This is a genomic window from Pelomonas caseinilytica, from assembly GCF_021353235.1.
Lineage (GTDB): Bacteria > Pseudomonadota > Gammaproteobacteria > Burkholderiales > Burkholderiaceae_C > Pelomonas > Pelomonas caseinilytica.
Map to the genome: position 1 here is coordinate 31,500 of NZ_JAJTWT010000012.1, position 16,945 is coordinate 48,444.

The 16,945-nt window shown below is 70.6% G+C and carries 14 protein-coding genes; 3 read left to right on the top strand and 11 right to left on the bottom strand.

The window, feature by feature from the left end; all coding sequences use genetic code 11:
• Positions 1–23 precede the first annotated feature (23 nt).
• Positions 24–326, bottom strand: a complete 303-nt coding sequence (locus tag LXT12_RS22345; protein WP_233394513.1) for a hypothetical protein — start codon at positions 324–326, stop codon at positions 24–26.
• Positions 327–405: 79 nt separating this feature from the next.
• Between LXT12_RS22345 and LXT12_RS22350 the strand changes: the two genes are divergently transcribed.
• Together LXT12_RS22350 and LXT12_RS22355 are read left to right on the top strand one after the other, a co-directional pair.
• Positions 406–1,026, top strand: a complete 621-nt coding sequence (locus tag LXT12_RS22350; RefSeq protein WP_233394514.1) for a YdeI/OmpD-associated family protein — start codon at positions 406–408, stop codon at positions 1,024–1,026.
• A 108-nt stretch (positions 1,027–1,134) separates the two neighbouring features.
• Positions 1,135–1,869, top strand: a complete 735-nt coding sequence (locus LXT12_RS22355; RefSeq protein WP_233394515.1) for a PEP-CTERM sorting domain-containing protein — start codon at positions 1,135–1,137, stop codon at positions 1,867–1,869.
• Here LXT12_RS22355 and LXT12_RS22360 read toward each other — a convergent pair.
• Positions 1,788–3,281 carry an FAD-dependent monooxygenase gene (locus tag LXT12_RS22360; protein WP_233394516.1) on the bottom strand — a complete coding sequence of 498 codons (1,494 nt, stop codon included), beginning with the start codon at positions 3,279–3,281 and terminating at the stop codon, positions 1,788–1,790. The two genes, LXT12_RS22355 and LXT12_RS22360, sit on opposite strands and share 82 nt — an antisense overlap.
• A gap of 263 nt (positions 3,282–3,544) precedes the next feature.
• On the opposite strand from LXT12_RS22360, the gene LXT12_RS22365 reads away from it, so the two are divergent.
• A complete protein-coding gene (locus tag LXT12_RS22365; RefSeq protein WP_233394517.1) occupies positions 3,545–3,820 on the top strand; it encodes a hypothetical protein in 276 nt (91 codons plus the stop codon).
• Positions 3,821–3,832: 12 nt separating this feature from the next.
• Here LXT12_RS22365 and LXT12_RS22370 read toward each other — a convergent pair whose 3' ends face one another.
• From LXT12_RS22370 to LXT12_RS22410, 9 genes are all read right to left on the bottom strand, one after another.
• Positions 3,833–4,789: a glycoside hydrolase family 43 protein gene (locus LXT12_RS22370; protein ID WP_233394518.1), complete on the bottom strand. Its 957-nt coding sequence runs from the start codon at positions 4,787–4,789 to the stop codon at positions 3,833–3,835.
• Between the two features lie 26 nt (positions 4,790–4,815).
• Complete coding sequence (gene yjfF / locus LXT12_RS22375) at positions 4,816–5,796, bottom strand: galactofuranose ABC transporter, permease protein YjfF (protein ID WP_233394519.1); 981 nt, start codon at positions 5,794–5,796, stop codon at positions 4,816–4,818.
• The gene (locus tag LXT12_RS22380; protein WP_233394520.1) at positions 5,793–6,782 is read right to left on the bottom strand and encodes an ABC transporter permease; all 990 of its coding nucleotides are present in this window, start codon (positions 6,780–6,782) and stop codon (positions 5,793–5,795) included. Before LXT12_RS22380 ends, yjfF begins: the two co-directional genes overlap by 4 nt.
• Positions 6,783–6,799: 17 nt before the next feature.
• Complete coding sequence (locus LXT12_RS22385) at positions 6,800–8,326, bottom strand: sugar ABC transporter ATP-binding protein (RefSeq protein WP_233394521.1); 1,527 nt, start codon at positions 8,324–8,326, stop codon at positions 6,800–6,802.
• A gap of 97 nt (positions 8,327–8,423) precedes the next feature.
• Positions 8,424–9,383, bottom strand: coding sequence for an ABC transporter substrate-binding protein (locus LXT12_RS22390; protein ID WP_233394522.1), 960 nt, complete (start codon positions 9,381–9,383; stop codon positions 8,424–8,426).
• A 26-nt stretch (positions 9,384–9,409) separates the two neighbouring features.
• Positions 9,410–11,785 (bottom strand): glycoside hydrolase family 127 protein, encoded by a 2,376-nt coding sequence (locus tag LXT12_RS22395; protein WP_233394523.1) that lies wholly within the window; start codon positions 11,783–11,785, stop codon positions 9,410–9,412.
• 2 nt (positions 11,786–11,787) lie between these two features.
• Positions 11,788–13,332 carry a glycoside hydrolase family 43 protein gene (locus tag LXT12_RS22400; RefSeq protein WP_233394524.1) on the bottom strand — a complete coding sequence of 515 codons (1,545 nt, stop codon included), beginning with the start codon at positions 13,330–13,332 and terminating at the stop codon, positions 11,788–11,790.
• A gap of 199 nt (positions 13,333–13,531) precedes the next feature.
• Positions 13,532–15,073 carry an alpha-N-arabinofuranosidase gene (locus LXT12_RS22405; protein ID WP_233394525.1) on the bottom strand — a complete coding sequence of 514 codons (1,542 nt, stop codon included), beginning with the start codon at positions 15,071–15,073 and terminating at the stop codon, positions 13,532–13,534.
• Between the two features lie 179 nt (positions 15,074–15,252).
• Positions 15,253–16,839, bottom strand: a complete 1,587-nt coding sequence (locus LXT12_RS22410) for an aldehyde dehydrogenase (NADP(+)) (RefSeq protein ID WP_233394526.1) — start codon at positions 16,837–16,839, stop codon at positions 15,253–15,255.
• Between the last annotated feature and the right edge of the window lie 106 nt (positions 16,840–16,945).

Below are 16,945 nucleotides of genomic sequence, written 5' to 3' on the forward strand. Positions count from 1 at the left end.
GGCCATAAGAAGCCGCGAGCGATTCAGTCGTCGTCGGGCCCGGCGAACGCCGCCTCGAAGGCCTCGACGAACTCGGCCGACGCGCTGAAGGTCAGCGTCACCGTCACCCAGCCGCCCGCCTCGTGCTGCACCAGCAGCTCGTGGTCCCAGGCGAAGCCGTCCTCAACGGGCCCCTGCCGGCCGCCGAAGCGCGCCTGCGCCCAGGCCAGCAGCGCCTGCACCTCGGCCATCACGGCCGCATGCCCAGACTCGCGCGTGGAGGCCATGGCCTCCAGCGTGGAGATGCCGTCGGAGCTTTCGGTCAGGTCGAAGGTGAGGTGGCGCATGGCTGAGGCGGGGAGGCGCTCGATTGTCCCGTGACGCCGCGGCAACGCGCGCGGGCTCCGCTGATGCAAACTCCATCGGATGCCCAACCCGAGCGACCCGGCCCCCGTCCTGTTCAAGACCGCCAAGGCCTTCGAGACCTGGCTGAAGAAGCACCACGCCAGCGCCGACGGCCTCTGGCTCAGGATCGCCAAGCGCGGAGCCGAGGAGGCCAGCGTCAGCTACCCCGAGGCGGTGGAGGTGGCGCTGTGCTGGGGCTGGATCGACGGCCAGAAGAAGGGCCTGGACGAGCACCACTTCCTGCAGCGCTTCACGCCGCGCCGGCCGCGCAGCATCTGGTCCAGGATCAACGTCGACAAGGCCGAGGCCCTCATCGCCGCGGGCCGCATGCAGCCGCCGGGCCTGGCGCAGGTCGAGGCTGCCAGGGCCGACGGCCGCTGGGCCCAGGCCTACGACGGTGCGCGCACATCGACGGTGCCCGAGGACCTGGCGGCGGCGCTGGACGCCGAGCCCAGCGCCAAGGCCTTCTTCGCCACCGTCAGCGCAGCCAATCGTTATGCCGTGCTCTGGCGCGTCCAGACCGCCGCCAAGGCCGAGACCCGCGCCCGGCGCATCGCCCAGTTGGTGGCGATGCTGGCGAGGGGCGAGACCATTCATCCTGCGAAGCCTGCGGCGCGAGTGAAGGGCGGGACAGTGGACTAGGGGGACACGAACTCAGCGAGGGGTCGTAGCATTTTTGCGCCCGGTGCCCGGCTTGTCTCATCGCGAGCGGCTGCGCCCTGGCGCCAGACCTGTCTTCGGGAGGAGTTCATGCCGACAAGAATCTTCCGTGCCGGGCTCCGCGTACTCGGCGCGGCAGCACTGGCTTCGACCGTCGCCGCGGCACATGCCGGCAACGGCCTCGCCGATCCGCTGTGGTGGTACGCGGCTGCGAACCCACAGACCGGGCAGACCGTGTTCGACGTTCAATTCGACGAGCCGCTCGGCATGCCCGGTGCCGACGGCCTGCAGTTCTGGCTGGCGGACAGCGGCAATCCCGTCGGGCGCACCTACCAGGTCCTGTTCGGAGAACGCCCGCTCACGACCGAACGGGTGATCGAGTTCCGGCGCGTGGTGGATCAGGGCCTGGCCGACATCGTGGAGATCCGGCCCATGACCTGGACGCCCGCGCCCGGCGAGCTGGCCTCCGCCGGCGGCTGGGGCCAGATCGTCGCCTCGATACCGTTCACCTTGACCGGCCAGCACTTCAAGATGTCCATGCCGACCTCGGTCACGGGCGAGAGCTTCGTCTACTACCTGCAGGTGACGCACAACGGCGCCTTCTTCGCCGGCGTCGACGGCATGTCGGGCATCGTCGGCGGCGTCCCCGAGCCGGGCACGCTGGCGAACATGCTCATCGGGCTGGGTGCGCTCGGCCTGCTCGCCGCAGGGCGAGGGAATCTGCGCCGCGGGAGCCGCTGCCCTCAGGCCAACCCCACACCGCACCACCGCCTCAACGCTGCATTCAGGCCGCACGCATTCCCCACGCCCACCCAGGCCACGTAGCCATCGGGGCGGATCAGCACGGCGGTAGGCGGCGGGACCGCGCCCAGTTCGGGAAGCAGCCAGGGCCCGTCGCAGTGCGCCCGAACGCGTTTCACCCACGGCCCGACGGGCGGCGTGGCAATGCGTGCATCGCCCAGCTCCAGCAGCACCGCCTGCGCCTCGTGCAGCAGGCTGTAGACGCGTTGCGGCCCGTCGGCGGTGACGAGGTCCAGGTCGGGCATGCGGCGGCCGAGCAGGGGGTGGCCGTCGCCGAAGTCGTAGCGGATGCCCAGGCCCGACAGCTCGCCCGCCAGGCGCTGGCGCGGCCCGTCCATGACGAGCAGGGGCGCCAGGGTGTCTCGCAGGGCCGCGGTGGCGTCGTCCGTTCTGAGCAGGGCCGCCCCGGCCTGTGCCAGCCTCAGCACCGTGGCGCCGACCGGATGGCGCTCGGCCTGGTAGCTGTCCAGCAGGCTGTCGGGCGAGATGCCCTTCACGACCTGGGCCACCTTCCAGCCCAGGTTGACCGCGTCCTGCACGCCGGTGTTTAGCCCCTGCCCGCCGACGGGCGAGTGCACGTGGGCGGCATCGCCGGCCAGCAGCACGCGTCGGTCGCGGTAGGCCGTGGCCTGGCGGGCCGCGTCGGTGAAGCGGGACAGCCAGGTCGGGCTGTGCACGCCAAAGTCGGTGCCGCAGGCGGCGACGAGGGCCGCGCGCAGTTCCGCCAGCGTGGGCTCGCCGCCGCTCGCCACACGGGCCTCGGGCACCATCACGCGGATGGGGCCGCCTTCCTTGAACACGACCTCGCCGTCGCGCACCTCGTAGTCGCGCTTGCCGAAGGAGTAGGTGCCGCGCGCCGTCTGGTGCACGCCCAGCGGCGGCGCCTCGCGCATCTCCACCTCGGCGATCAGGTGGCTGGCCGTGGCCTCGGAGCCGGCGAAGGCGATGCCGGCCAGCTTGCGCACCGTGCTGCGCCCGCCATCGCAACCGACGAGGTAGGCGGCCCGCAGCGAGGCGCCGTCTGACGTCGCCACCGTCACGCCCGCCTCGTCCTGCGTGAAGCCCGTGACCGACAGCGGGCGATGGAAGACCACTCCCAGGCCCTCGACCCAGTCGGCCAGCAGGCGCTCGATGCGGTTCTGCCAGAGCCCGAGCGAATAGGGATGGCGGGTGGGCATGTCGCCCAGGTCCAGCCTGACCTGGGCGAAGCCGCAGCGCGGCACCGTCTGCCCCGCGGCGAGGAAGGGCCCGGCAATGCCGCGCTGGTCCAGGACTTCGAGGCTGCGGGCATGCAGGCCGCCGGCGCGCGCGCCGGCCAGGTCCTGGTTCGCACGCCGCTCGACGATGGCGACGTCCACGCCGGCCAGCGCCAGCTCCCCCGCCAGCATCAGGCCCGTCGGGCCCCCGCCGGCGATCACCACGGCATGGCCCTTCATGGCCGCACCTCCGGCACAACGGCCTCGCGGCCCTTCGAACTGCTGGTCGACGACATGGGCTAACTCCTTTTTCACCGGCACCCGAAATCGGGCGGCGATTCTGGGGCGCCCCCCCGGGCCTCGTGCAAGCCCGGGGGCGGCCGATACAATGGAGGCAACGCAAGACGAAGCGTCCGCGGTGCGGCCTCCCTTGCGAACTCCCCTGCCTTTCGGGCTTGCGGGGCGCCCTTCCAAGCCGGCGCGCTAATCCTTAGACTTGGCGAATGCCCGACTACTTCAACACCTACGTCGACGAGGACCAGCTGCTCGTCTACCAGGGGGCGGACTTCGACGAGGTCTGCCTGACGGATGCCTCGGGGGAGCTCGGTGCGCAGGTCTGGTGCTGGACGCGCCGCGAGGCGGACCGGGCCAAGGCCAGCTGGCTGCGGCTCATCGTCAAGGTCGACGACAGGGATGCCGCCTCGGCCGTCGAGCGCGTCAGGGGCGCGCTCAAGCCCCAGCCGGTGGCCGACCCGAACCGCCCGCTCTGGGCGCACTGAGGCCGGCCGCCGTCAGCGTGTGCAGGCGGCCGAGGGGTTGGCCGAGGGGCCGGAGCGCGTCTGCGCGATGAAGGGGATGCTCCCGTCCGCGCCGTAGCGGAACTCCTCGATCGCCACCGACCGCCGGTACTCGCCGCCGCCGGGCAGCTCGGCGTTGTGATACGCCACGTAGCTGCGGCCGTTGAAGTCGAAGAAGGCCTGGTGGATGGTGGGCGTCTTCAGGTTGCGGGCCATGACGACGCCGCGCGGCGTCCACGGCCCGAGCGGCGTCGGCCCGGTCATGTAGGCCGTCTCCTCGGGGAAGTGCTGGGAGTAGCTGAGGTAGTAGATGCCGCCGTGCTTGTGCAGGTAGGAGGCCTCGACGAAATCGGCCACCGGCACGACGGTGATGGGCCCGTCCAGCTCGGTCATGTTGGGCTTGAGCCGGGCCACCTTGAGCACCGTGTTGCCCCAGTAGAGGTAGGCCTGGCCGTCGTCGTCGATGAAGACGGCGGGGTCGATGTCGTCCCAGGCGATGTCGGTCTCGGTGGTCATGTCGTTCGTGACCAGGGCCGAGCCGCGGGCGTCGACGAAGGGCCCGGTGGGCGAGTCCGACACCGCCACGCCGATGGCGAAGCCCGGCACCGTGGCGTGCTCGACCGTCGCATAGAACCAGTACCGGCCGTTGCGCCTGGCGATGTCGGACGCCCAGGCCCGGCCCTTGGCCCAGGCGAAGCTGCGCGCCCGGATGGGCGCGCCCTCGTCGCGCCAGTCGACCATGTTGCAGCTCGAGAACACGCGCCACTCGTGCATGACGAAGTCCTTGCCGTCAGGCGGGGCCTCGTCGCGGCCGGTGTAGAGGTAGACGCGGCCGGCGTCCACGAGCACGGCGGGATCGGCCGTGTAGAGCGGCGCGAACAGCGGATTGGGGGCGGCACACGCCGCGCCGCCGGCCAGCGCGGCGGCGGCGAGGAAGAGGGTCCTCGCCATGGCCCTCACCCTAGCGCCGGGCCTCTTCACGCGTGGGCCTTCTTCAGCGACAGCAGGCGCTGCACGGCGCAGAAGACGAAGAGCAGGCCGCCGATGACGATCTTGGTCCACCAGGAGCTGAGCGTGCCGTCGAAGGCGATCAGCGTCTGGATGAGGCCGAGCACCAGCACGCCCGACAGCGCCCCGGCGACGTAGCCATAACCTCCCGTCAAGACGGTGCCGCCGATGACGACGGCGGCGATGGCGTCCAGTTCCACGCCCTGGGCGTGCTGGCCGTAGCCGCTGAGCATGTAGAAGGCGAACAGCAGGCCGGCGAGCGATGCGCACAGGCCGCTCAGGGCATAGACGGCGACCTTGGTGCGGCCCACCGGCAGGCCCATCATCAGCGCCGAGGCCTCGTTGCCGCCGAGGGCGTAGACCGTGCGCCCGAAGGCGGTGGCGTGCGCCACCCACAGGCCCACCCCCAGCACGGCCAGGGCGATGACCGCGCCAGGCGACAGGAAGGCGCCGCCCCACAGCGGGATCTGCGTCTGCGACAGCGTGACGAACAGGGGTGCGTCGATGGTGATGGAGTCCACGCTGATCAGGAAGCACAGCCCGCGGGCGAGGAACATGCCGGCCAGCGTGACGATGAAGGGCTGCAGGCGGAAGACGTGGATGACGACGCCCTGCAGCGCGCCGAAGGCCGCGCCGCCGAGCAGCACCAGCACGATGACCGCCTCGGCCGGCCAGTGCGCGACCTGCAGCAGCCAGGCGGCCACCATGGTCGTCAGGGCCAGCACCGAGCCCACCGACAGGTCGATGCCGCCGGACAGGATGACGAAGCTCATGCCCACCGCGATGACCAGCAGGAAGGCGTTGTCGATGAGCAGGTTGAGCACCACCTGGGTGGAGGCGAAGCCGGTGTAGGCCGTCGCGCCGGCGGCGAACAGCAGGCCCATCAGGACGACGCTGACCCAGGTCGTGAACGAAGGGGCGCCGGTGATGGCGTGCCAGCGGGGCGTCATGCCTTCTTCCTCCACGTGGACCATGCGGACGACTGCGAGATGCAGACCGCGAACACCACCATCGCCTTGACCACCATGGTCACCTGCGGCGGCACGCCGAGGGCGTAGATGGTGGAGGTGAGCGTCTGGATGATGAGGGCGCCGACGAGGCTGCCCGCCAGGCTGAACTTGCCGCCGCTGAGCTGGCCGCCGCCGAGCGTCACGGCGAGGATGGCGTCCAGTTCCAGCAGCAGGCCGGCGTTGTTGGCATCGGCGCTCTTGATGTTGGAGGCGATCACCAGGCCCGCCAGGCCCGCGCCCAGGCTGCAGTAGACATAGACGAAGAAGACGATGGCCGCCGTGTGCACGCCGGCCAGCCGCGCCGCGACCGGGTTGATGCCCACCGTCTGGATGAACAGGCCCAGGGCCGTGCGCCGCATCAGCAGCGCGGTCAGCCCGGCCACCACCGCCACGACGAAGAGGGACACCGGCAGGCCGAGCAGGTAGCCCCCGCCCAGCCAGAAGAAGCTGGCCGGCTCGTAGACGGTGATGATCTGGCCGTCGGTCAGCAGCTGGGCCAGGCCGCGGCCGGCGACCATGAGGATGAGGGTCGCGATGATGGGCTGCAGGCCCAGGACCGACACGAGCAGGCCATTCCACAGCCCGCACAGCAGCGCGGCGCCCAGCGCGGCGGCGACGGCCGCGGCCAGGCCCTGCGACCCGACCAGCACGCAGCCCACGGTGGCCGAGATGGCGACCACCGCGCCGACGGACACGTCGATGCCGCGCGTGGCGATGACCAGTGTCATGCCCAGGGCCGCCAGCATCAGCGGCGCGGCGCGGTGGAGGATGTCGACGAGGTTGCCGTAGAGGTGGCCGTCCTTGACCTCGAGGTGCAGGAAGCCCGGCACGCTGGCCGCGGCGAAGGCGAGCAGCAGCAGGAGGGCGGCCAGCGGCCGCACGAGGGGATGCCGCCAGGCGGGAGGGCGGGCAGGGGGTGTGGACATGGGCAGGCTGAGTGGCTTCATGCGGCCTGGGCCGCGGGCTCGGCGGCAATGACTTCGAGGACGCTGCGTTCGTCCAGCTCTCCGCGGCGGTAGACGCCCGCGGCGCGGCGGTCGCGCAGCACCAGGACGCGGTCGCTGCAATGCAGCACCTCGGGCAGCTCGGAGGAGATGAAGACGATGGCCATGCCGGGCCCGTCTTCCCGGTGGGCGAGGGCGCGCACCTGGTCCATCAGGTCTTCCTTGGCGCGCACGTCGATGCCGCGGGTGGGCTCGTCGAGGATGAGGACGGCGGGCTGCGTGGCCAGCCAGCGGGCCAGCAGGGCCTTCTGCTGGTTGCCGCCGGAGAGCTGGCCGATGGGGGTGTCGGCGCTGGCCGTCTTGATGCCCAGGCGCCGGATGTAGTCCTCGGCCAGGGCTTGCTGCTCCTCGCGGCCGAGGGCCAGGCGCAGGCCGGCGCGGGCCTGCAGGGCGAGCACGATGTTCTCGCGCACGGAGAGGTCGAGGATGGCGCCTTCGTGCTTGCGGTCTTCGGAGCAGAAGGCGATGCCGGCGGCGATGGCCTCGCGTGGCGAATGCCAGCGGCCGCGCCGGCCGCGGGTCTCCACGTGGCCGGCATCGGCCGTGTCGGCGCCGAACAGCAGGCGCGCCGCCTCGGTGCGGCCGGAGCCGAGCAGCCCGGCCAGGCCCAGCACCTCGCCCTGGCGCAGTTCGAGGTCGAGCGGCTGCAGGGCGCCGCGGCGGGCGAGGCCCTCGGCGCGCAGCACCGGCTCGCCGGTGCCGGCGCTGCGGCTGTCCAGGCGGCTGGGTTGCTGGTCCGGCGCCGCGCCGACCATCTTGTTGACCAGGGCGAGTCGGCTCAGCTCGCTGGCCAGGTACTCGCCCTCGGTCTCGCCGTTGCGCATCACGGTGATGCGGTCGGCCAGGGCGTAGGTCTGGTCGAGGAAGTGGGTGACAAAGAGGATGGCCAGGCCCTGGTCGCGCAGGCGGCGCAGCACGGTGAACAGGCGCTGCACGGCCGCCTCGTCCAGGCTGGACGTGGGCTCGTCGAGGATGAGCACGCGCGCCGAGATGCGCAGGGCGCGGGCGATCGCCACCATCTGCTGCACCGACAGCGAGTAGCGCGACAGCGGCGCGGCGACGTCGATGTCCAGGTCCATCTGCGCGAGCACGCGGCGAGCCTCGGCATGGACGGCGGCCCAGTCGATGCGGCCCCAGCGCCTCGGGAAGCGCCCGGCGCAGATGTTCTCCGCCACGCTGAGGTTGGGGCAGAGGTTGACCTCCTGGTAGACGGTGCGGATGCCGAGGTCCTGGGCGTCTTCGGTGCGCTTGGGCGCGATGGGCTGTCCGTCGAGGGTGATGGTGCCGGCGTCGGGCTGGTAGAGGCCGGTAAGGACCTTGATGAGCGTGGACTTGCCGGCGCCGTTCTGGCCCATCAGCGCGTGGACCTCGCCGGGGAAGAGGCGCAGGCTGACATTGCTGAGGGCCTTGACGCCGGGGAAGGATTTGTGGAGGCCGGAGAGGGCCAGCACGGGTTGGGTGCTCATGAGTGAGTTCTCGTTGTCGCGAGAGTGCGGTGCCGGGAGTTCGCCCCGGCGGGTGACCGGCTGGGCCCGGCCACAACCCCATTCCAACGAACCACGGTCAGTACTTCCGGTTCGGCAGCTCCTTCGCCGCCACCTCCGCCGGGAACACGCCTTCATTGACGGTGATGCGCTTTTCCACCGGCTTCTTCGCCACCACGTCCTTGGCCAGCTGCATCAGCTGCGGCCCCAGCAGCGGATTGCACTCGACGGTGACGTTGAGCTTGCCCGCCTTCATGGCCTCGAAGGCGCCGCGCACGCCGTCGATGGAGACGATGAGGATGTCCACCCCCGGCTTCAGCCCCGCTTCCTCGATGGCCTGGATGGCGCCGATGGCCATGTCGTCGTTGTGCGCGAACAGCACGTCGATCTTCTTGTCGCGCTGCTTCAGGAAGGACTCCATCACCTCCTTGCCCTTGGCGCGCGTGAACTCGCCGGACTGCGAGCGGATGATCTGCAGCTTGGGATTGGCCTTGATGACCTCCTCGAAGCCCTTCTTGCGGTCGATGGCCGGGGCCGAGCCCACCGTGCCCTGCAGCTCGACGATGTTCAGCGCCGCGTTGGGCGCCTTGGCCGCACGCTCCAGCACCCAGCGCGCCGCCTTGCGGCCTTCCTCGACGAAATCCGAGCCGATGAAGGTGACGTAGAGCGAGGGGTCGGCGACCTTCACGGAGCGGTCGGTCAGGATGACCGGGATGCCCGCGGCCTTGGCTTCCTTCAGCACCGTGTCCCAGCCGGACTCGACCACCGGCGAGAAGGCGATCACGTCGACCTTCTGCGCGATGAAGCTGCGGATGGCCTTGACCTGGTTCTCCTGCTTCTGCTGGGCGTCGGCGAACTTGAGCGTGATGCCGGCCTCCTTGGCCGCAGCCTTGATGGACGCGGTGTTGGCGGTGCGCCATTCGCTCTCGGCGCCGACCTGGGAGAAGCCCAGGACGAGGGGAGCAGCGAGGGCGCCGACGGCGGGCAGCGCGAGGGCGGCGGCCAGCAGGGTGCGGCGGGCGACGACGGAAAAGGCCATGGTGTGTCTCCTTCAGGGTGTGATGTCTAACGCAGCAGCCGCAGGCCGTAAAGCCCGCCGGCAATGGAATCCGCCCGGGCCACGAACTTGACGGTCAGCCGGCCGCCGGCCCGGGCCACCAGCTCGGCGGGGAGGGCGAAGTCGCGGGTGTAGATCTCGCCCGGCGCATCCGGGCGGGCCAGCTCGATCTCGGCGATGCGCTGGCCGTTGACGACGAGGTCGAAGCGCCGGCCCGCGTCGCCCTTGGCGAAGCTCAGGCGGAGCAGCCGGGCCTGGCCCTGCGGGTCGCTCAGCTCGTAGCTGAACCACTGGCGCGCATGCCGCCAGCGGCCGGCCGCCGCGATGCCGCTCTCGGCGCCCTCGCCCTTGAAGCCGTGGTCGGCCTCGGGCTGCTGCTCCCCGGGCGCGACCTGGTCGATGGTGATGGCATCCAGCGCCAGGCGGGCTTCCTCGGCCCTGGCGAGCTCGTCTCGCATCAGGCTCTGCTGGGCCGGCGTGCTGCGCGCCCAATAGACCATGTAGCGCGAGTCGTGCAGGCGGAAGAAGGGGATGAGCTGCAGGTCCTCGGCGCCGTGGCGGCCCTGGATCAGGCCTGGCGCGGTGAAGGTGAGGGGCTGTCCGGGCACCGGCTTGAAGCGGCGCACGACGTCGGCTTCCTTCAGGCTCGGGCTGACGAAGACGGGCGCCGCCTCCTGGGGGCAGACGGCGCCCTGCGGGACGTGGCCCATGCGCGAGCCGTCGGCCCGAAAACCGAGGCTTTCGCCGGGCTGGGGTGTCCTGGCCGCCAGCACGATGGGGCCGTGCAGCACGGCGACATAGTTCTTCAGCCCCGGCATGGGCTCGAGCCGCGTGCGCATGGGCAGCTCGACGTCGACCTGGTCGCCCGCGGCCCAGCGGCGGCGCAGCTCGACATAGCCGTCGGGCCTGGCCTTGGCGGCCACGCGCCTGCCGTTGAGCTTGAGCGTCAGCGCGCCGGACGCCACCCAGCCGGGGTGGCGGATCTTGAGCGCGAACTCACCGGCGTCCTGCACCGTCAGCCGGGTGCGCGGCTCGTCGGGGAAGTGGGTGCTCTGGGTGATGCGCACGCCCTGCTCGCGCCAGTCCAGCGTGGAGGCGATGAAGAGGTTGACGTGGAGGACGTCGCCGTCGTGGGCGTAGATGAACTCGCCGTGCCGAGCGTGGCTCTCCAGGCCGGAGCCGACGCAGCACCACATGCCCTGGTCGACCTGCGAGTAGACGCGGTAGTGCTGGGGCCGCATCGGCGTGAAGTAGACGAAGCCGCCTTCGCCGGGGTGCTGGGAGGCGAGGATGTGGTTGTAGAGGGTGCGTTCGTAGTAGTCGGCGTAGTCGGAGTAGCGGTGCGGCCCGGCGGCCGACTGCGCGAGCAGCGCGGTCAGCTTGAGCATGTTGTAGCTGTTGCAGGTCTCGGGCCCTTCCACCTCGTCGAGCATGGGGCGGAAGTCGTCGGCGGGGTGGAAGTGCTCCTTGACGCTGTTGCCGCCGATGGCGACGCTGCGCTTGCCGACGACCGTGCGCCAGAAGAACTCGGCGGCGCGCCGGCCCTCGTCCTCGCCGCTCAGTTGCGCGATTCGGGCGAAGCCGATGACCTTGGGGATCTGGGTGTTGGCGTGCAGGCCGGTGAGGCGGTCCTCGCCGGCCGCCAGGGGCTGCAGCAGGGCCTGGTGGGTGAAGCGCCGCGCCAGCGCCAGGTAGCGCAGGTCGCCCGTCATCGCCGCCACGTCGGCCAGCACCTCGGCCATGCCGCCGTGCTCGGCGCGCAGCATGTCCTGCATCTGGGCGTCGCTCAGCGGCGTGGTCAGGCGCAGGGCCCAGTCGCTGAGCTTGACCAGCATGTCGCGCGCATCGGCATTGCCGCCATCCACCCAGGCGTCGCGCAGGCCGGCGAAGAGCTTGTGCAGGTTGTACCAGGGCACCCAGCGGCCGTTGACCGAGAAGCTGTCGACCTTGAGGTCGCCGGCGCCGACTTGCGCCCAAGCCTTGGCGCCGTCGGGAATGCCGCCGATGTAGCCGGTGCCGAGCTTGTCCTGGCAGCGCTTGAGTTCGGCGACGACGTGGTCGAGGCGCTGCTTGACGGCCGGGTCGCCGGTGGAGGCCCACATCAGCGCCAGGGCCGACAGGTAGTGGCCGCCCATGTGGCCGTCCAGGCCGCTGGACTCCCAGTTGCCATAACTGGCCACCGGAACGGGCAAGCCGGCCTCGCGGCGGAAGGGCGCGAGCAGGCGCTCGGGATCGAGCGCCATCAGGTAGTGCAGGTCGGTCGCCTGCGCGTCGAGGAAGGGGCCGTCCAGCAGCCTCACGCGGTCCAGCGCGAAGGCCTGCGTCGCCGCGCCGGCCGCATGGGCACACAGCGCGAGGGCGAGAGCGGCGAGCAGGCGGCGCATCGTCAGCTGCTCAGGCGCACGGCCCACAACGAGACGCCGGTCGCCGCGGCCGTGCTGGCGGTCGACGAGATCACGCTGAAGCTCACGACGAAGGCGCTGGAGTTGGCATTCCACTGGCGGGACAGTACGCCCCTGTAGGTCACGCCACCGCTCACGAGGGTGATGCGGTTGCTGCCGTCGTGCGTCCACGTGCCGGTCATGCCGCCCGCGCCGCCGATGCTGCCGTCGTTGTTGAGCGTCACGACGATGGAGCCCTTGCTCGTCGCCGTGATGTCCTTGCCGTGGTTGACCAGCTTGTAGGTGCCGGCCGCCTGCGCCGCGCTGACGTCGGCCGTCTGCGCCGGGCTGGCCAGGCTGAGCGGCGCGTAGCGCAGCGCGGCGACGACGGGCCAGCCGTCCGCGTTGAAATGCATCTCGTGCACGCGGATCTCGTGAAGCTCGCCCGTGCCCGGGAAGCGGGTGTGGAAGATGATGAAGTACTGGCCCGTCGTCGCGTCGTAGTAGGCCGAGTTGTGGCCCGGCGACACGTAGCCCAGGGCCGTGCCGGTCTCGAACGCGGCGTTGGCGTACTGGTGGCCGCCCATCAGCTTCATCCCGAAGTTCTGGATGCTGGGGCGGTCGAAGGGGGCGCTGGCCCTGACGGTGGCCATGTCGGTGCCGAAGCCGTCCAGGTAGGGGCCGTCCGGCGCGAGCGAGCGGCAGACGCGGACGTTGTAGCCGCCGGCCGCGGCCAGGCCGCCCCACGACGTGAACATGTAGTAGTACTGGGTCGCCGGGTTGTAGATGACGTAGGCGCCCTCGATCTCGGCGTGGTTGCCGCCCAGCAGGTGCTTGCCGTAGCCCTGGCCGGGGATGGGCAGGCCCGTCGCCGGGTCCAGCTGCAGGATGTAGATGCCGCCGGAGTAGGAGCCGTAGATCATCCACAGCTTGCCCGTCGCGTCCTTGAACACGGCGGGGTCGACCACGTTGGGGTGCCGGGTCGCGTCGTAGGGGGTGCCGTCCTCGGACGTACCCACCATGCCGGACTTCAGCACGATCTGCTTGTTCGCATAGGGGCCGTCGACGCTGCCGGCGACGGCCACGCCCAGGGCCGACAGCGGCGAGCTGCCCTGGCAGGAACAGTAGTACATGTAGAACTTGCCGTCGTCGAGCCTGGCGACGTCGGGCGCCCACAGGTCCGTCACCGTCGTCCATGCGAAGGTGGCGGCGAGTTCGGTCGTGACCTTGTTGCCGAACAGCGGATTGCCGTTGTCGACACCGTCGGCCAGCTTGGTCCAGTTCATCAGGTCCGTCGTCCTGGCCGCCGCGAGGTGGGAGCCGAAAACGTAGAACGAGCCGTTGACGCGGATGACCGACGGGTCATGGACCGACGCGTTGCCGAAGCTCAGCGCGGCCTGGACGGCATTGGGGTTGGCCGGCGTGGGCGCGGGCGCGGGTGTCGAAGGCGCGGGGGCGGGCGCAGAGCTCCCACCGCCACCGCCGCCGCAGGCGGTCAGGGCGAGGGCGGCAGAGCCGGCGAGGAAGTCGCGGCGGTTGTGCAAGGCCATGGTGATGTCTCCGGGTGTGCTTGTTGTGGCCGGCGGAGCCTAGGAGGCTGCGCGGCTGTGCACCAATGACATTGCAGGCGCTGTCGATCCTGGTTTTGATATGCCGTGTGGATGCCGCGAACGCAGCGCAACGCCTGGGCGAGCAGCATGGCTGGCGCAGGCGTTGCGGTTCGCGGAACGTGCTCGTCGAGAGGGCGGGTCAGCCCTCGACGGCGACGACGACGATGGACTTGGCCGGCAGCTTCAGCGTCAGCTTGCCGCCGGCAGCCCGGGCTTCATAGGGCTGCGGCAGGACCTGCGGCGCCTTGCCGAGCTCGTTCTGTGCGTCCATCGCGCCGGCGGTCAGCAGCTGGCCCTTGACCGCCTTGGGCGCGCCGGCGCCGACCTGCAGCGTCAGCTCGGCGGGCTGGTTCGCATTCGAGTTCACGAGGCCGACGTAGAGCTTGCCGTCCTTGCCGCGCGCGGCAGTGGCGGACAGGCCCGGCATCTCGACCGCGCCGACCTTGTAGACCGGGTTGTTCTCGATCTTGGCCGGCAGGGAGGTGGCGTCCTGGAAGGGCGTGTAGAGCTTGAAGGCGTGGTAGGTCGGCGTCAGCACGAGCTTGTCCTTGCTCGTCTGGATCATGGCCTGCAGCACGTTGACCATCTGCGCGATATTGGTCATCTGCACCCGGTCGGCGTGGGCGTGGAAGACGTTGAAGTGCAGGGCCGCCAGCAGGGCGTCGCGCAGCGTGTTGCGCTGGACCAGGAAGCCGGGGTTGCTGCCGGGGTCCGGGTCGTACCAGCTGCCCCACTCGTCGAAGTAGAAGCCGATCTTCTTCGCCGGGTCGTTCTTGTCGAGGACGGCCGTGTTCCTGGTGATGATCTCGTCGATGTTCTTGACGTTGGCCAGCGTCGAGATCCACTCGCTCTCCGGGAAGCCGACGGCCGCGCCCTTGTGCTCCCACTGGCCCGTGGGTAGGGTGTAGGAGTGGTGGGAGATGGCGTTGACGCTGTGCACGCCCTTGCTGAGCACCTCGGTCCACTCCGTCTGCAGGCCGTTGCCGCCGCTGGCGATGAAGATGGGGCGGTTGTTGCCGGGCGTCTTCAGGAAGCTCGCGACCTGGCGGTACTGGTCGGCGTAGTACTCGGGGCGCATGTTGCCGCCGCAGCCCCAGGCCTCGTTGCCGACGGCGAAGTAGTGCACGCGGAAGGGCTTGTCGCGGCCGTTCTTGCGTCGTAAGTCGGTCAGCGTGGACTTGCCTTCGCCGGTCATGTACTCCAGCCACTCCGACATCTCCTGCGCGCTGCCGGTGCCGAGGTTGCCGTTCACATAGGCTTCGGCGCCGATCTGCTCGACGAGGTCGAAGAACTCGTGCGTGCCGACGGCGTTGTCCTCGGGCACGCCGCCCCAGTTGGTGTTGATCTTGATCGGGCGCTTGTCGCGCGGGCCGATGCCGTCGCGCCAGTGGTATTCATCGGCGAAGCAGCCGCCGGGCCAGCGCACCAGCGGCACCTTGAGGTCCTTGAGAGCCGCCACCACGTCCTTGCGCCAGCCGCGCACGTTGGGGATCTTGGAGTCGGGGCCGACCCACATGCCTTCGTAGATGCCGGTGCCGAGGTGTTCGGCGAACTGGCCGTAGACGTTGCGGTGGATGACGGGGCCGGGCTGGTCGGCGTTGACGACCAGCTTGGTATCCGCCGCCACGGCGCTCGCGCCGACGGCCAGCGTGGCGACGAGGGCCAACAGTTGTTTCTTCATCGACTTGTCTCCTGTGTTGTCTTTGCGTCGTTGGGTCTATGGGCGCCGCCGAGAAAACAGCCACAGAGACACAGAGGCACAGAGAAAGCGGGTAAGCGCCATCAACGGGTGTTCTGCGTTCGTGTGTCTGCTGTGTCCGGGGCTCTCTGTGTCTCTGTGCCTCTGTGGCTTTGTTGTGTTCAGTTCCGGGTCAACGCGCCATCGCGGCGGCGCCAGACGCCGCGCTCGTTGGGTTCGCGCAGCACGGGCGGCAGCAGCGCGCGCGGCAGGTTCTGGTAGCAGACCGGGCGCAGGAAGCGCTGGATGGCGGCCGTGCCGACCGAGCTGCTGCGGCCGTCGCTGGTGGCCGGGAAGGGGCCGCCGTGGACCATGGCGGTGGACACCTCCACGCCCGTCGGGAAGCCGTTGGCGAGGATGCGGCCCACCTTGCGCTCCAGCGTCGGCAGCAGGCGGCGGGCGGCGGCGAGGTCGGCCTCGTCCTCGTCCTGCAGCTGCAGCGTGGCGGTGAGCTGGCCTTCCAGGCCTTCGAGCACCGCCAGCAGTTCGTCGAGGTCGCGGCAGGCCACCAGCAGCGAGGCGGGGCCGAAGATCTCCGCCGACATCGCGTGGTTGGCCAGGAAGGCGGCACCGGTGGTGCGGAACAGGCTGGGCGCACCCTGGCAGCCGCCGGATTCGCCGCGCAGCAGGGCCTCGACGCCCGGTTGGCCGGCGAGCTGCTCTTCGCCGCGCTGGTAGGCGCCGGCGATGCCGGGCGTCAGCATGGTGCCGGCAGCCACAGGCTTGAGGGCCTCGGCCGCGGCCTGGGCGAAGCGGTCGAGATCAGGCCCGGCCAGGCCGAGCACCAGGCCGGGGTTGGTGCAGAACTGGCCCACGCCCATCGTCAACGAGGCGGCGAAGCCCGTCGCGATATCGGCCCCGCGGGCGGTGAGGGCGCCGGGCAGCAGGACGACGGGGTTGATGCTGCTCATCTCGGCATAGACGGGGATGGGCTGGGGGCGGGCCGCCGCCGCGGCCATCAGCGCCAGGCCGCCGCTGCGCGAGCCGGTGAAGCCGACAGCCTGGATGGCGGGGTGGCGCACCAGGGTGTCGCCGATGCCGTGGCCGCTGCCCGTCAGCAGCGCGAAGACGCCGGCCGGCAGGCCGCACTGGCGCACGGCCTCCACCACCGCTCGACCGACGAGTTCGGACGTGCCCGGATGGGCCGAGTGGGCCTTGACGACGACCGGGCAGCCGGCGGCGAGCGCCGCGGCGGTGTCGCCACCGGCGACCGAGAAGGCGAGCGGGAAATTGCTGGCCCCGAAGACGGCCACGGGGCCGACGCCCACGAAGCGCAGTCGCAGGTCCGGCCGCGGCGGCGTGCGCGTGGGCAGGGCGGTGTCGATGCGGGCGTCCTGCCAGCTGCCTTCGCGCAGCAGCTCGGCGAAGAGCTTGAGCTGGTTGACGGTGCGGCCACGCTCGCCTTCCAGCCGTGCGCGCGGCAGGCCGGTCTCGGCCATGGCGCGCTCGACGAGGGCATCGCCCAGGGCGAGGATCTGCGCGGCGACCTGGTCCAGGAAATCGGCGCGCTCGTGGTCGCTGGTGGCGCGGTAGGCGTCGAAGGCGGCACCGGCCAGGACGCAGGCCTCGGCGACCTGGGCCGCATCGACGGCGTGGAAATCGGGGCCGATGGCCTCGTTCCTGCCGGGATCGAAGGCCTGGAAGGGCTTGCCGTTGCCGCGGACGGGCTGGCCGCCGATCAGGGAGAGGCCTTGAATGTTGTTGCTCATGTCTGTTTTCGGGACGATGAAATACGGCCACAGAGGCACAGAGACACAGAGGCAGAGGGATGACGGTCTCTCTGTGTCTCTGTGCCTCTGTGGCTTTGTTTGGATT